This window comes from Vreelandella subglaciescola (genome assembly GCF_900142895.1).
GTDB classification, from domain to species: domain Bacteria; phylum Pseudomonadota; class Gammaproteobacteria; order Pseudomonadales; family Halomonadaceae; genus Vreelandella; species Vreelandella subglaciescola.
This window is the reverse complement of sequence record NZ_LT670847.1, coordinates 97,223-111,935: the sequence shown is the minus strand read 5'-3', so window position 1 is coordinate 111,935 and position 14,713 is coordinate 97,223. Positions and strand designations below refer to the sequence as shown.

The 14,713-nt window shown below is 62.7% G+C and carries 14 protein-coding genes; all 14 read right to left on the bottom strand.

Going from position 1 to position 14,713, the window contains the following annotated elements:
- Positions 1–1,281 carry an MATE family efflux transporter gene (locus B5495_RS00515; protein ID WP_079554824.1) on the bottom strand — a complete coding sequence of 427 codons (1,281 nt, stop codon included), beginning with the start codon at positions 1,279–1,281 and terminating at the stop codon, positions 1–3.
- A 179-nt stretch (positions 1,282–1,460) separates the two neighbouring features.
- Positions 1,461–2,057 carry a YceI family protein gene (locus B5495_RS00510; protein WP_079550400.1) on the bottom strand — a complete coding sequence of 199 codons (597 nt, stop codon included), beginning with the start codon at positions 2,055–2,057 and terminating at the stop codon, positions 1,461–1,463.
- Between the two features lie 28 nt (positions 2,058–2,085).
- Positions 2,086–2,643: a cytochrome b gene (locus B5495_RS00505; protein ID WP_079550398.1), complete on the bottom strand. Its 558-nt coding sequence runs from the start codon at positions 2,641–2,643 to the stop codon at positions 2,086–2,088.
- A gap of 24 nt (positions 2,644–2,667) precedes the next feature.
- Complete coding sequence (locus B5495_RS00500; protein ID WP_079550396.1) at positions 2,668–3,870, bottom strand: O-succinylhomoserine sulfhydrylase; 1,203 nt, start codon at positions 3,868–3,870, stop codon at positions 2,668–2,670.
- Positions 3,871–3,893: 23 nt separating this feature from the next.
- A complete protein-coding gene (gene purF / locus B5495_RS00495) occupies positions 3,894–5,414 on the bottom strand; it encodes an amidophosphoribosyltransferase (protein ID WP_079550395.1) in 1,521 nt (506 codons plus the stop codon).
- Positions 5,415–5,522: 108 nt separating this feature from the next.
- A complete protein-coding gene (locus B5495_RS00490; protein WP_079550393.1) occupies positions 5,523–6,071 on the bottom strand; it encodes a CvpA family protein in 549 nt (182 codons plus the stop codon).
- Positions 6,072–6,098: 27 nt separating this feature from the next.
- On the bottom strand, positions 6,099–6,728 hold the full coding sequence (locus B5495_RS00485) for an SPOR domain-containing protein (protein WP_079550391.1): 630 nt from the start codon (positions 6,726–6,728) through the stop codon (positions 6,099–6,101).
- A gap of 19 nt (positions 6,729–6,747) precedes the next feature.
- Positions 6,748–8,052: a bifunctional tetrahydrofolate synthase/dihydrofolate synthase gene (gene folC, locus B5495_RS00480; RefSeq protein ID WP_079550389.1), complete on the bottom strand. Its 1,305-nt coding sequence runs from the start codon at positions 8,050–8,052 to the stop codon at positions 6,748–6,750.
- A complete protein-coding gene (accD, locus tag B5495_RS00475; RefSeq protein ID WP_079550388.1) occupies positions 8,045–9,148 on the bottom strand; it encodes an acetyl-CoA carboxylase, carboxyltransferase subunit beta in 1,104 nt (367 codons plus the stop codon). Before accD ends, folC begins: the two co-directional genes overlap by 8 nt.
- An 86-nt stretch (positions 9,149–9,234) precedes the next feature.
- The gene (gene trpA / locus B5495_RS00470; protein WP_079550386.1) at positions 9,235–10,050 is read right to left on the bottom strand and encodes a tryptophan synthase subunit alpha; all 816 of its coding nucleotides are present in this window, start codon (positions 10,048–10,050) and stop codon (positions 9,235–9,237) included.
- Between the two features lie 78 nt (positions 10,051–10,128).
- Positions 10,129–11,385: a tryptophan synthase subunit beta gene (trpB, locus tag B5495_RS00465; RefSeq protein ID WP_079550384.1), complete on the bottom strand. Its 1,257-nt coding sequence runs from the start codon at positions 11,383–11,385 to the stop codon at positions 10,129–10,131.
- Positions 11,386–11,477: 92 nt separating this feature from the next.
- A complete protein-coding gene (locus B5495_RS00460; protein WP_079550381.1) occupies positions 11,478–12,116 on the bottom strand; it encodes a phosphoribosylanthranilate isomerase in 639 nt (212 codons plus the stop codon).
- Positions 12,113–13,048, bottom strand: a complete 936-nt coding sequence (gene truA / locus B5495_RS00455) for a tRNA pseudouridine(38-40) synthase TruA (protein ID WP_079550379.1) — start codon at positions 13,046–13,048, stop codon at positions 12,113–12,115. Before truA ends, B5495_RS00460 begins: the two co-directional genes overlap by 4 nt.
- A 14-nt stretch (positions 13,049–13,062) precedes the next feature.
- Positions 13,063–14,487, bottom strand: a complete 1,425-nt coding sequence (locus B5495_RS00450; protein ID WP_079550377.1) for a type IV pilus assembly protein FimV — start codon at positions 14,485–14,487, stop codon at positions 13,063–13,065.
- Positions 14,488–14,713: the final 226 nt, after the last annotated feature.

Sequence of the window (14,713 nt, the reverse complement as noted above, 5' to 3'; positions counted from 1 at the left end):
CTAAACCTCTCTCGTCCGCTGCGGGCGGGAGAGCAACCGCTTCAGCATGCGCCACGCCGCCAGGCCGGCCAGCACGTTGCCGATGGCCGCGCCCAGCGCCAGCCCCGTCCAGCCGCCCAGCTGCATACCCAGCCACAGGCAGGGCAAATAGCAGATAAACAGCCGCACGCCCGATAGCACCATCGACCACAGCGGAAACCCCAGCGCGTTCCCCGCCGATACCACCAGCATGCACACCCCCAATGCGGCGTAACTGGGCAGCAAAAAGCGAATCAACAGCGCAAGCTCCTCCTGCACCGCCGGTTGGCCAGCCAGCGCCAGCGCAATCCAGTGCGCGGCCAGCGCCATGATGATCCCCAGCGCCAGCTGCCAGAGCACCGCCACCTTTAATACCAGGCGCATCAGGCGCTTGATTTGCGCCCAGTCTCCTGCGCCGTAGCAGCGTCCCAGCCACGGCGGCAGCGACATGGTCAGCGCCAGAATGGCCATCAGCGACAGCGTCTCAAGCCGGCTGGCCAGCCCCCAGGCGGCCACGTGCGTCTCACCGATGGCGGCCACCACCGCAATGGCCAGCATGGCCGACAGCGGCGGCATCAACTGGCTGACCATGGCCGGGCCGGCGATCCCCATGAACGGCCGTAGCGAACGCCGGGTTTCCGCGCCCAAACCACGACGCGTGAGCCAGTGTTGGCGCCACAGCCAGGTGCCGGTAAAGCCAAGCCCCGTGCCAAAGGCGATTACGCTGGCCCAGGCGGCACCCGGCAGTCCTAGCCCGTCCCAGGGGCCAAAGCCAAAAATCAGCAGCGGATCCAGCGCGAGGTTAATCAGGCTGGTCAGCAGCATCATGTTGCCGGGCAATTTCGTATTGCCGTGGGCGCGAAAAACGCTGTAGGCAAAATATGCCAGCGCGCCAAGCCAGCCCGCCAGCAGCTGAATAGGCCAGTAGCGGCGGATGTAGTCAAGCGCAACCTGATCAGCGCCCAGCAGGGTAAATACCGGCCGCTGCCCCAGCCACAGCCCCACGGCCAGCACGCCAATCAGCGTGCTGCCTACCATCAGCACCAGGGTACTCAAACGCCTGGCACGCTGGGGTTCGCCGCCGCCCAGCGCCCGGGAGATCAGCGCAGCAATGGCAATGCCGATGCCCACCTGAATACCGATGATCAGAAACGACAGCGGAAAGGTAAACGCCTGCGCCGCCAGCGGCGCCGTACCCAGTCGGGCAATAAAAGCGCTGTCGACCAGTTGAAAGCCCAGCAGCGCCAGAACACCGATGGCCATCGGCCAGGTTTGTTGCCATAGCTGCTTACCCAAAGGGCCTGCGGATGTCGCCTGCTGCGCGTTTGCCACGGGTCAATAACTCCTCGTGTTTACCAGAATGTGGGGGAAAAGAAGGGGCCTCAAACGTAAAACGCCACCGCCTCGGACAAGACGGTGGCGCTTTTGTTGCCGGCCCGCTGTTACTGGCGAATGCCTTCAAACGTGACGTAAAGCTCAAGCTCGCGCATGGATTCGGGGAATTTCTGCATATCAATGCCGAACTCGGAAAGTACCAGCGTGGTGCTGCCTTCAAAGCCGGCACGGTAGCCGCCCCAGGGGTCGTCGCCTTCGCCCAGCAGCGTTACCGGCATTTCGATGGTCTGAGTTTGGCCATGCAGCGTCAGCTCACCGGTCACGACACCTTCGTTATCATCGGTGGATTCAAAGCCGGTGGACTCAAACGTTGCCGTGGGGTATTCATCGGCATCGAGGAAATCCTCGCTGAGGATATGCCGGTCGCGTTCGGCGTGGTTGCTGTTCAGGCTCGCGACCTGCACGTCAAAGTCTACCGACGCATTTTCAAGGTTTTCGGGGTCGTAATTAAACTCACCGCTGAAATCCTCGAAGCTACCGAGAATATACGAAAAACCCAGATGGCTGATCTTGAACTGCACAAAGGCGTGGTTGCCTTCGATATCAACCGTATAGCTGTCTGCCTGTGCCTGGCTGAACGGCAGCATTACTGCAGTGATGGCCGCCGCCGCAGCGGTCTTCTTGAGCGTATTTGCTGTCAACATCCTGTTTCTCCTTGCAGGGGTTTCGCCGTCATGAATTACGCCGGGCATACCGGGCGCTAAGCATACGTAAAAGCGTCAGGCGCTTATCCAACCAATGGTGCTTGAACGACACCAGCGCATGCCCCGCCGCCAGCACCAGTAACGTAAGAGAGCTATACCAGTGAACAGTTCCCGCCATCTCGGCCTGATTGGCAAAGCCGTAGACGGTTGCCGGAAGCTCGAACCAGCCAAATACGCTGATACCGCCGCCTTTGGCGGTGGAAATCAAGTAGCCGCTCACCAGCGCCACCAGCAGTAGCGCGTACAGGGCCAAATGCCCCAGGTGCGCTGCCAGGGCCTCAAAACGGCCGCCTTCGGCGTGGGGCGTGGGCTGAAAAAGTCGCCAAACCAGCCGGCCAACGGTCGCCAGCAGCAGTAAAACACCCACCGAGCGGTGAATCCACGGCCCTTCGTTATACCAGCCGCTGTAATAATCCAGCCCGGTCATCCACCAGCCGAGCGCAAACAGGCCGATAATCGCCAGTGCGCTTAGCCAGTGCAGCGCGATGCTGACCCATCCCCAACCGCTACGCGTGTTTCGCCACATAAACGCCCCCTTGCGCGTTAACGTTCAGCCGCGCCGTGCCAGGGCGTCAAGCCCTCGCGCCAGATCGCGCTGAATGTCGTCAAAGCTTTCAAGCCCTACCGAAACGCGCAGTAGCCCCGGCGTAATACCCGCCGCCTGCTTTTGCTCATCCGACAGCCGCCCGTGGGTGGTGCTCGCCGGGTGCGTAATGGTGGACTTCACATCGCCCAGATTGCCGGTAATCGAGATAAGCCGCGTGGCGTCAATCACCTGCCACGCCTCCGCCTGGCCTCCGTGCACTTCAAAACCCAGTACTGCGCCAAAGCCCGTCTGCTGGCGGGCGGCCAGCGCGTGCTGCGGATGGCTTTCAAGGCCGCTGTAATATATCTGCGCGACGCCCGGATGCTGTTCCAGCCACTCGGCCAGCCGCTGGGCGTTTTCGCAGTGGGCGCGCATGCGCAGCGAGAGTGTTTCCAGCCCCTTGGTGAAAATCCAGGCATTGAACGGGCTCAGGCAGGGGCCTGCCGTGCGCACCGCACCAAACACGCCCTCAAGCAGATCGTGGCCGCCGACAACCGCGCCGCCAATCGCACGCCCCTGGCCGTCAAGGTACTTGGTGGCCGAGTGGATGATCAGGTCAGCACCCAGCGCCAGCGGACGCTGCAGCGCCGGCGTTAAAAAGCAGTTATCGATGGCCAGCAACGCGTCGTGGCGGTGGGCAATCTCGGCCAGTGCTGCAATATCAGCGACTTCCGACAGCGGGTTGGACGGCGTTTCGGCAAACAGAAGCTTCGTGGCCGGCGTCATCGCCGCTTCCCAGGCGTTCAAATCCGACAGCTCGACATAGCGAGTGATGATGCCGAACTTGCCCAGATACTTATCCAGCAGGCTGACCGTGGAGCCGAACAGCGAACGCGAGGCAACGATTTCATCGCCGGCGGACAAAAGCGCCAGCGCGGTACACAAGATGGCCGACATGCCCGAGCTGGTTGCGACACAGCGCTCGCCGCCTTCCATCGCCGCCAGGCGCTTTTCGAAGGTGTGCACCGTGGGATTGGTAAAGCGCGAGTAGATATTGCCCGGCTCTTCGCCCTTGAACTTGCGTGCCGCCTCGGCCGCGCTTTCATAGACGAAGCTTGAGGTCGGAAAAATCGGCTCGGCGTGCTCCTGCTCGGCGGTGCGGTCGTGGCCTGCGCGAATGGCCAGCGTCTCCAGCGACCACGGCGCGTCTTGCGAATCATCGTGCATATCGGGTTCCCGGTGGTGTTGGGTTAATCGTCCAGATCGTCATCGTGGTTATGCATCCCCACCAACGCGTGATCGCCGGCGCTTTCGTCTTTGGCGGCGTCGTTGCGGCTGGCCTCAAGCTCGGCCAGATAGGCCGCGTCGATATCGCCGGTCACGTAGTTGCCGTCAAACACCGAGCAGTCGAAGCCCTCAAACGCCGGGTTGACTTCATAGCAGGCGGCTTTCAAATCGTCCAGATCCTGATAAAAGATCCGGTCAGCGCCGATCAGCTCGCCCACTTCGGCTTCGGTACGCCCGTGGGCAATCAGCTCGTCGGCGGCGGGCATGTCGATGCCGTAGACGTTGGGATAGCGCACCGGCGGCGCGGCCGAGGCAAAATACACCTTGCGCGCGCCGGCATCGCGGGCCATCTGGATAATCTGCTGGCAGGTCGTACCGCGCACGATGGAGTCATCCACCAGCAGCACGTTTTTATCCTTGAACTCGATGTCGATGGCGTTGAGCTTCTGGCGTACCGACTTCTTGCGCTGGGTTTGCCCGGGCATGATGAAGGTACGGCCGATATAGCGGTTTTTCATGAAGCCTTCGCGATACGTCACGTTCAAGTGCTGGGCCATTTCCAGCGCCGAGGTACGCGAGGTATCGGGAATCGGGATGACCACGTCGATGTCGTGATCGGGCCATTCGTTCAGTACCCGGTCGCCGAGCTTGCGCCCCATGTGCATGCGCGTGCCGTAGACGTAGGCGCCGTCCAGAATCGAGTCGGGGCGTGCCAGATACACGTGCTCAAAAATACACGAACGCAGCTGCGGGCGGTCGGCGCACACCTGGGTATGCACGCGGCCCTGCATATCGACGAAAATCGCCTCGCCCGGGGAAAGGTCGCGCTCAAGCTCGAAGCCGCCGACGTCCAGCGCCACGGATTCCGAGGCCACCATGACTTCCTGCTGGCCGTCGACCGTGCGCGTACCGAAGACCACCGGACGAATGCCGTTGGGATCGCGAAACGCCACCATGCCCACGCCGTTGATCACCGACACCGCAGCGTAGCCGCCCTTGCAGCGGCGATGCACGCGGCGCACGGCGTCAAACACGTCTTCCGGCTCAAGGTGCTGCCCCTGCTTACCCAGCTCGTGGGCGAACACGTTAAGCAGCACTTCCGAATCCGAGCTGGTGTTGATGTGGCGCAGGTCGCTGGAGAAAAGCTCCTGCTTGATCTGGTCCGAGTTGGTCAGGTTGCCGTTGTGCGCCAGCGCAATGCCGTAGGGCGAGTTGACGTAAAACGGCTGCGATTCCGCTTCGCTGGACGAGCCCGCCGTCGGGTAGCGTACGTGGCCAATGCCCAGATTGCCTTTCAGCCGCGCCATGTGGCGGGTATGAAACACGTCGCGCACAAGGCCGTTGCTCTTGCGCAGAAAAAAGCGTCCTTCGTTCCAGGTCATCATACCGGCCGCGTCCTGGCCGCGATGCTGAAGAACGGTCAAGGCATCGTAAATGGCCTGATTAACCGCCTGCGTGGCCATAAGGCCGACGATACCGCACATGCTGTTACCTCGCTATTTCGCGACTTACCGAGGACGTAAGCCAGTGATTCATGAACGCGCCCTGCCGCCGGCAAAAACTGCCAGCACCAGGCCGTGCTACTGCGCCGTTCAGGAAGCGTCACGCAGGTTGAAATCCGGCAGCCGAATCTCTTTGAGCGATTCCGGCGCCGGCGGGAAATCGTGCTCCCACTGGTCGAGCTGGCTAAGAGCCCAGCCGCGCAGCTGTTCGAAGGTGGGGCGTAGCGTGGCATCCTGCCAGGCATCAAGTTCTTCAAGCGGCGTCAGCGTCAACAGTATGGTGGCCACCAGCAGAATGGCGGCGCCCCGCGCCAGCCCGAAAATGGCGCCGGCCAGACGGTTCAAAAAGCCCATGCCGACCCACACTATTGCTGCGTGAAGCGCACGAATGATGATGCCGCAAATCAGGATCACGGCAAAAATCACCAGCGCAAACGCCAGCACCAGCCGCGCGTCAAAGCTTGAAATCCAGTCTTCGAGCAGCTCGGCAACGGGCTCGGCCAGCACCCGCGCCACCATCAAGGCCACGACCCAGGCGGCGAGCCCCAGCGCTTCACGCACCAGCCCGCGGACAAAGCCCGCCAGCATGGAAAGCGCCAGCACGGCCAGAAACAGCGTATCAATCCAGGTTAGCGCCACGGTTTTGTCCTTGATATGTCATACGCTTCAGTCCTTGACACGAATCAACAGCCCCTGCTGATTGGCGCGCTCCTTGACCAGCGCGCGGGCGCGCTCACCGTCTTCGGAGCTGGCGAAAGGCCCGACCAGCACGGTGGTTAAATCATTGTTCCGAGCGCGGGTATACACGCGAAAACCTTTCTCTTCGAGCTCTTTTGTCAGTCGTTTGGCGTTATCTGCCTGGCCGAAACTGCCGACCTGAACGGCCCATTCGCCGCTGGGCGTCGCCTTCGGCGCACCGTCGCCCTGCATCAGCTCGGCGATAGGGTCAGTTTTTTTCTCGAGCGCTGTTTGCGGCTGGCTGTCTGGTGACGCGTCTTCTGGTAACGCAGCCGTTTGTGACTCTGATTCTGACGCCGGCTCATCGCCATCCGCGGGGCTTGTCGCGCTTTCCAGCGGAGCGGTATCGATAATGGAGGTATCTCGACCGATGGAATCGGGTTGTTCCGGCGCGGGCACCTCGTGGCGCGGCACGTCGACGGGCTGCTCAATGGTAAACGAGGGTTGGGGCTGCTCTTCGCGCGGTGCCGGGTCACTCATCAGCCACGGCACCAGGATGGCGGCAAGCGCCAGCAAGATGACAATACCGCTAATGCGCTCTGTTTTGCCGTATTTCATGTGTCTGTCCTCTGCCAGGTCAGCCGCTGCTACCAAAGTGTGGTGCTGCAAGCAGCGCACCCACGGTGAAAAACGAACCGGCCACTAATACGATATCGTCGTCGGCCAGGCGTTCCCTCAGCCATTCGGCGCCCCCCTCGGGTGACCCCGCGCAGTGATGAACGCGCCCGCCCTGCGCCGCTACGTCGTTTACCAGCGCGTCCGCGTCACGCCCCCGCGGGCCGTCAAGGCTCACGCACACCCAGTCGCTGATGACCGGCTTGAGCGCGGCAATCACGCCGGCGGCGTCTTTATCATCGAGCATGCCCAGCAAACACCAGCGTCGGCCGCCTTCCGGCAGCGCCTTGAAGCGCTCGGCCACGTAGGCCGCAGCGTGGGGGTTGTGCCCTACGTCCAGGCACCACTGGCCGCGCCACTGCATGCGTCCGGGCAGGCTCACCTGTTCAAGCGCGGCGGCAACGGCTGGCGGCGTTAGCTCAACGCCGGCAAGCGCCAGCGCCTGCAACGCGGTGGCGGCGTTATCCAGCGGCAAACCGGGGTCGGGCAAGGCCGTCAGCGAAGGCGCCGAGCTGCCCTGAAACGACCACGCGCCGTGTTCCAGCGGCGTGCGGGAAAACGCCTCGCCCAGCGCATACACCGGCGCCGGTAACGCCGCGGCGGTCTCGGCAACGCTTGACGGCAGCGTCTGGCTGCCCAGCACGGCCGGGCGGCCGGCACGGAAGATACCGGCTTTTTCGCGCCCGATCTGAGCAATGTCGTTACCCAGAAAGCCGGCGTGGTCCTGGGCAATGGTGGTCACAATCGCCACGTCGGCGTCGATAATGTTGACTGCGTCCAGGCGACCGCCCAGCCCCACTTCCAGCACGACCACGTCAAGCGCGGACTGCGCCAGGCACCAGAGGGCACAAAGCGTACCCGCTTCAAAGTAGGTCAGGCTGATCTCGGGCACGGCGCGGCGGGCCTTTTCGACCTGCACGAAGCCTTGCACCAGCAGCGCATCGCTTGCCGGTTCACCGTCAAGCGTGACCCGCTCGTTATAGTGGATCAGGTGCGGTGAGGTATAAGAGCCCGCGCGCTTGCCGTGGGCATGGGCAAGGCTCGCCAAGAGCGCAACGGTCGAACCTTTGCCGTTGGTGCCGGCCACGGTAATGACCTGCGGCGAGCGCTCTCCTTGCAGGCGGCCACCGCGTATCAGCCCCATGCGCTCGGCCACCTCGCTCACGCGCGCAAGCCCCATATCGATGCCCACCGGATGCAGCTGCTCCCAGTGGGCAAGCCAGGCGGGCAGAGTCTTGGGCAGGTCGTTAGAAAACGTGTCAGGCATCGCGGGACTTGTCGTCGCGCTCAGCCCGGTCCGACACTTCCTCGGCGGCGGTCTGATCCTCGGCCAACGCCTCATCGGCAGCGGCATCGTCTTGCGCCGTTGCTGCGTGCTGAGCCTCAGGCGCCTGCGCATCCGGCGCATCCGAACCTTCGGGTGCTGCGGCGTCAGCCGGCTGTTCCGGCTCTTCGATGCCAACCGTGGCCACTTCAGGCGCCGGATCAGCGACTGCATCAACCGGAGTCTGATGGGTCAGCTTGCGCAGCATGCCGCCCAGACGGGCACGCATGTCATCGCGGTGAACAATCATGTCGATCGCGCCGTGCTCCAGCAAAAACTCGCTGCGCTGGAAGCCTTCGGGCAGGGTCTCGCGCACGGTTTGCTCGATAACCCGCGGGCCGGCAAAGCCGATCAGCGCGTTGGGCTCGGCCACGTTCAAGTCGCCCAGCATGGCAAGCGAGGCCGATACGCCACCAAAGACCGGATCGGTGAGCACCGACACGTACGGCACGCCGGCTTCTTTCAACCGCTCCAGCGCGGCCGAGGTCTTGGCCATCTGCATCAGCGAGAACAGCGCCTCCTGCATCCGCGCCCCGCCGGACGCGGAAAAGCAGATCAGCGGCAGCCCTTCTTCCCGGGCCAGCGTTGCCGCCCGCACGAATTTCTCGCCGACAACCGCACCCATCGAGCCGCCCATGAAGGTGAATTCGAACGCCACGGTGATAACCGGCAGGCCGTCGAGCTGGCCACGCATGGCAAGCAGCGCGTCTTTTTCACCGGTGGCTTTCTGCGCGGCCGCCAGGCGATCCTTGTACTTCTTGGAGTCACGGAACTTCAGCCGGTCAACGGGCTCCACCTCGGCCGCGATCTCTTCGCGCCCGTCTTTATCCAGAAACCATTCCAGACGCTTGCGCGCGGTCAGGCGCAGGTGGTGGTCACACTTGGGGCAGATGCTGTGGAGCTTTTCCAGCTCGGGCAAATACAGCACGGCCTCGCACTTGGGACATTTACGCCAAAGACCGTCGGGCACGCTGGCACGGCGATCCTTACGCTGGATTCGTCCCATCGTGGAGGGCACAATTTTATCTAGCCAGCTCATATCACAAAGCTTCCGTTATCAAAGGCTTCCGTTATACGTTAACGCCCGGCGGTACCAGGCCCGGGTTAATACGTGAAAGAGTCTCTTCAGTGTTCGGCGCCGGCATCCATGGCGCGGCGCATATCGCCCAGCACGCGCTTCAGCTCGCCGGGAATCGCCTCGGGCGTTGCCGTGTTGTCGGCAATGCGGTTGACCAGAGCGCTGCCGACGATGACGCCGTCCGCCACTTTGGCCACTTCAGCGGCGGTGGCGCCGTCACGTATACCAAAGCCGACGCACAGCGGCAGGTCGGTCAGCTCGCGCAGCGGTGACAGGTGTTCGGCGACATCGTCGGCGTTCAGCGTTGCCGACCCGGTCACACCCTTGAGCGAGACGTAGTACAGATACCCTTCACCGTGGGCGCAAATGGTAGCAGCGCGCGCTGCTGACGTCGTCGGCGCGACCAGGAAAATCGCCGCGATGCCGTTGGTTTTCAGCAGCGGCGCCAGCTCGTCGGCTTCTTCCGGCGGCATATCCACCATCAGCACGCCATCAACGCCGGCACTGGCCGCCTGTTGGGCAAAGGCGTCGTAGCCGATACGTTCAACAGGATTAAGATAGCCCATCAGCACGACCGGCGTCTGACTATCGGTCTGACGAAACTCTGCCACCATGTCAAACAGGTCGACCAGCCGCGTGCCCTCTTTGAGCGCCCGCTCGCAGGCTTTTTGAATGACCGGACCGTCGGCCATGGGGTCGGAAAACGGCACGCCCAGCTCGAGCACGTCGGCGCCGGCTTCCACCAGCGCGTGCATAAAGCCCACGGTGTAGCGCGGTGCCGGGTCACCCGCGGTAATAAAAGGGATCAGCGCGCGGCGTCCCTGCTGCTTGAGTTCGCTGAATCGTTGATCAATACGGTTCATGGTGTTCTCTTAAAAAACGGGCTCGTTAACTATCTCTGAAAAACTATCTCTGAAAAACTATCTCTGGAAAACCGGCCGTTAAAATTCAATACCGTCGAGTTTGGCAACCGTCATGATGTCTTTATCGCCGCGCCCGGAAAGGTTGACCACGATGTGCTGGTCGGGCCGCATGGTCGGCGCCAGCACCTTGGCATGCGCCAGCGCGTGGGCCGACTCCAGCGCCGGCATGATGCCTTCCATCTGAGTCAGTTCGCGAAAGGCTTCAAGCACGGCATCGTCGTTGGCCGTCACGTAGTTGACCCGCCCCACGTCTTTCCACAACGCGTGCTCGGGGCCCACGCCCGGGTAATCGAGCCCGGCGGAAATGGAGTGGGTATCAGACACCTGACCGGCCTCGTCGGACATCAGGTAAGTGCGATTACCGTGCAACACGCCGCGGGGCGCGTTGGAGGAAAGCGGCGCGGCGTGGCGGCCGGTTTCCAGGCCGTCGCCGCCGGCTTCCACGCCGTACATGGCCACCTCGGCGTCTTCGACAAACGGGTAAAACAGCCCCAGCGCGTTGGAACCGCCGCCCACGCAGGCAATCAGCGCATCGGGCAACCGGCCGATCTGCTCAAGGGACTGGACGCGGGCTTCGCGCCCCACCACCGAGTTGAAATCGCGCACCAGCAGCGGGTACGGATGCGGGCCGGCGACGGTGCCGATAATGTAGAAGGTGTTATCAACGTTGGTGACCCAGTCGCGCAGCGCCTCGTTCATGGCGTCTTTCAGCGTTTTGGTGCCCGATTCTACCGGGATCACCCGCGCGCCCAGCAAGCGCATGCGGTAGACGTTGAGCTTCTGGCGCTCGACGTCGACGGCGCCCATGTAAATGTCGCACTCAAGCCCCAGCCGCGCGGCCACGGTCGCGGTGGCAACGCCATGCTGGCCGGCGCCGGTTTCCGCAATCACCCGCGGTTTGCCGGTTTTTTTCGCCAGCAGCGCCTGACCCACGGTGTTATTCACCTTGTGAGCGCCGGTGTGATTGAGGTCTTCGCGTTTGAGCCAGATCTGTGCGCCGCCCAGCGATTCGGACCAGCGCTCGGCGTGGTACAGCGGTGACGGGCGCCCGACGTAATGCGCGAGGTCGCGATCAAACTCCGCCTGGAAGGCCGGGTCATTGCGCAGGCTGGTATAAATATGTTCCAGGTCTTCCAGGGCAAAGCTTAACGTTTCCGACACAAAGCGGCCGCCATAGGGGCCAAAATGGCCACGGGCATCCGGCATCCGGGTCAACTCACTGAACGTGGTAGTTTTGGACTGAGTAGTGCTGGACTGAGTAGCAGAGACGGTCACGGAAACACCTCACAAAAACGCCAAAAATTAAGCAGTAAACAAGTCATAACAGCTAACGGGAGAGTCAGCAGACGCTGCCCATCAGGCAGCTTTTATCGTGGTTGGTTCGCCGCGGCGACCTGATGCACAAACGCGGCCATTTTTGCCGTGTCCTTACCGCCGGGAAACGCCTCGATACCGCCGGAAACATCCACCGCGTAGGGCGCTACCTGATGGATGGCATGGCCAATATTATCCGGCGTCAGGCCACCGGCGAGGATAACAGGTTTTGCCAGGGCTGCGGGGATTCTTGACCAGTCAAAGGTCTCGCCGGTACCGCCCGGCACGCCCGGACGATAGGCGTCCAGCAGCAGCGCCGAGGCGGCCCGATAGCGCTCGGCCTCGCGGTGCAGGTCAACGTCGTCACGCATACGCAGCGCCTTGATCCAGGCCATGTTGTAGCGCGCGCAGTCCGCCGGCGGCTCGCTGCCGTGAAACTGCAGCAGATCCAGATACGGGGCACACTGCTCGATCAACGCCGGGTCGGCGTCAACAAACAGCCCCACCCGGGTGACAAACGCCGGCACCTCGGCGGCAAGCATCGCCAGCGTATCCACGCTGATCGCGCGCTTGCTTTGCGGCCACATGACAAAGCCCAGCGCGTCGACGCCAAGCGCCACGGCATGGGCTATATCGGCTTGCCGAGTCAGGCCGCAAAACTTGATCCGCGTACGGGGGCAAGGCGTGCTCATGGCGTGCGCTCCTTCTCCGGATGAGTTAACTGCCGGGGGCGGCCACGCCGCAGGCGCACCATGCGCGAATCGGGGATTGCCCGCTCACCGCTCCACTCGCCGGTAAAGGCCAGCAAATTGGGCCCCAGCGGTTCCTGGGGCAGCGCAAAGGCCTCATCGTAGCGCGAATCGACAAAGTGCAGCCCGCAGGCCGGCGCGGTGGCGTCGCCTTTTCTGCGGTTCTTGAGCGCTAACAGCCGCTCGATCCAGGCTTCATCCTGGGTGCCACGGCCCACGCTGACCAGCGCACCGACGATATTGCGGATCATGTGGTGCAAAAAGGCGTTGCCCTGAATATCCACCACCACCAGCGGCCCGTGGCGCTTGACTTCGAGAAAATGCATGTGGCGCCACGGCGTATTCGAGCGGCAGCCGGCCGCGCGAAAACTGGAAAAGTCGTGCTCGCCCACCAGCGCCTGTGCTGCCCGATTCATGGCATCGACGTCCAGCGGATCACGGCACCAGGTGACGTTGGCGCGCTCAAGCACCGGGCGGTTGAGCTGGTTGATCAACAGGTAGCGGTAGCGTCGCGCCAGCGCGCTCAGGCGCGAATGAAAATCATCGGGCACCGGGGCCACCCAGCGCACGGAGATATCCTTGGGCAAATGCGTATTGGCGCCAAAAATCCAGCTTTTCTCGCTGCGCGGCACGGGCGAGTCAAAGTGAATGATCTGGCGGGTGGCGTGGACGCCGGAATCGGTGCGCCCGCTGGCGTGAACACGCACCGCGGTGGCGGCAACCCGCGACAGGGCTTTTTCCAGCGACCATTGCACCGAGGCGGAATGGCTCAGGCGTTGAAAACCGCGGTAGTGGGTACCGTCGTATTCGATACCCATGGCCAGCCGCCCGGTCAGCGGTGTTGTTTCATCAAAGAGGTCGAACAGCGTCGTCATTAACTTACGTCAATTCAGGAGGTGGAGCGCGTATTATCCTGACTCGACGGCCCGAATGCCACCTCTTCAGTGCCCCGCTGCTCATCACGCCGGGATGACGCCAGCCCCGCTGCCTGGCTTCTGCCCAGCATGGCATCGTCACTGTCATCCGCTTCGTCATGCCATGCCTCCGGCGCAGACGATAACGGCCGGCGTCGACACTGCCATACCAGCAGCACCAGCAGTAACAACGCCGCGCCCGCCAGCGGCCAGCGATACTCGCTCGCGATAGCCATCATGCCGCGGCCCGCAATCGCCAGCTCGCTGGCGGGTGGCGACACGGCGGTGTTTTCCGCCGACCCGTCAGGCACGGCCGTCCCTTCTTCTGCCGGCAGCGCGGGCAACGGTGTGGCGCCGCGCATTTCCTGACGCGCCAGCTCCACTTCCTGGAGCGCAAGCTCGTCGGTCAGCTGCGACATCTCGGCCTTCAGCTGGGACACCTCTTCGCGCAGCCGGTCACGCTGACCGATAATACGCTCAAGCGTTGCCTGATCCTGCTCCAGCTCGCTCGCCGCTGCGCCCTGACCCAGCGCTTTGGCCACGTCAAGGGCTTCGCTGTTTAGCGCCGGTGACGTTGCTGCCGCCTCGGCTTGCGCCTCTTCTTCTGGCTCAGCCGACGGCGGACCGGCGGTGCCAGACGGCCCCAGCGGTACGTGAACCGGGCCATTGGGGCCACGGATGCGCCATGCGGTATTCATGTAATCGATGGTTTGCGCCGCCTGCGCCTTGCGACGCGACAGCATTTGCGCGGTTGTCGGCACGCTAAGCTCAAAACCCGCGTTCAGGCCGTTGATATTGCCGCTGGGAAAGGCCCCGGGATTGGCCGCCACCAGCGCCAGCATCACCTGTTCGATGCTGGCCGATGCGGGCTTGAGCCGCTCGGCGACGCTCCACAGGGTATCGCCGTTGTGCACCCGGGTAGATGACGCGGTTGAATCAATGCCCGCTACCAAGGCCCTGGCACCGCTCGGATCGACAGTATTTTCAGCAGCATCACCCTGATGTGCATTCACGGACGGATCAAACAGCAGCGTCACGTTCTGGGTGACATCGCCGTCGGGCGAACTCAGCGTCAATAGCAGATCAAGCCAGGGGGTAGTGGCCGGCGCGGTTGAGGTCAGTCGCACTTCCGGCGTATCGCTGCCGGCATGAACCTCCGCCCTGACGCCGGCGGCAAGGGCGTTCCACTCAAGCCCCACGGCCTGAAATGCCGGGCGTCCGGCCACGCGCACGCGTAGCTGTCCGGGGTCGTACTGGTCGGCATCGACCAGTGGAATAGACACATTAAGCGGCGCATGCAGATACGAATGAACCGCAGGCTGTCCCAACCCTAATGCGTAAGCGATGGGGCTGGCTAACGTCAACGTGACAAGCGTTGCCAGCGCAAATGATTGTTTCATGAACGTCTCTGAATCCCTGGATCTGGCGCGCTGAATCGCCCAAAAGCGCTGATACACCAACACACCTATCCCTATGTATCAGCGCTGTATTTATCATCAATCCGTTATTATGTCGCATAAAAACGCCGCACAAAATGCAGGATACAAAAATGCGACATAACTCAACGATAGTCACGGTTTATGTTCGCGCACAAAAAGCGGGCGCTTGAATCAGCGCCCGCTGCCC

Excerpts from the sequence above, each read along its gene's own strand:
- B5495_RS00485 (WP_079550391.1), bottom strand. The coding sequence starts at position 6,728 with ATGAAATACGGCAAAACAGAGCGCATTAGCGGTATTGTCATCTTGCTG.
- trpA (WP_079550386.1), bottom strand. The coding sequence starts at position 10,050 with ATGAACCGTATTGATCAACGATTCAGCGAACTCAAGCAGCAGGGACGC.
- B5495_RS00515 (WP_079554824.1), bottom strand. The coding sequence starts at position 1,281 with ATGGCCATCGGTGTTCTGGCGCTGCTGGGCTTTCAACTGGTCGACAGC.
- truA (WP_079550379.1), bottom strand. The coding sequence starts at position 13,048 with ATGACGACGCTGTTCGACCTCTTTGATGAAACAACACCGCTGACCGGG.
- B5495_RS00450 (WP_079550377.1), bottom strand. The coding sequence starts at position 14,487 with ATGAAACAATCATTTGCGCTGGCAACGCTTGTCACGTTGACGTTAGCC.
- B5495_RS00500 (WP_079550396.1), bottom strand. The coding sequence starts at position 3,870 with ATGCACGATGATTCGCAAGACGCGCCGTGGTCGCTGGAGACGCTGGCC.
- B5495_RS00505 (WP_079550398.1), bottom strand. The coding sequence starts at position 2,643 with ATGTGGCGAAACACGCGTAGCGGTTGGGGATGGGTCAGCATCGCGCTG.
- purF (WP_079550395.1), bottom strand. The coding sequence starts at position 5,414 with ATGTGCGGTATCGTCGGCCTTATGGCCACGCAGGCGGTTAATCAGGCC.
- folC (WP_079550389.1), bottom strand. The coding sequence starts at position 8,052 with ATGCCTGACACGTTTTCTAACGACCTGCCCAAGACTCTGCCCGCCTGG.
- B5495_RS00460 (WP_079550381.1), bottom strand. The coding sequence starts at position 12,116 with ATGAGCACGCCTTGCCCCCGTACGCGGATCAAGTTTTGCGGCCTGACT.
- accD (WP_079550388.1), bottom strand. The coding sequence starts at position 9,148 with ATGAGCTGGCTAGATAAAATTGTGCCCTCCACGATGGGACGAATCCAG.
- B5495_RS00510 (WP_079550400.1), bottom strand. The coding sequence starts at position 2,057 with ATGTTGACAGCAAATACGCTCAAGAAGACCGCTGCGGCGGCGGCCATC.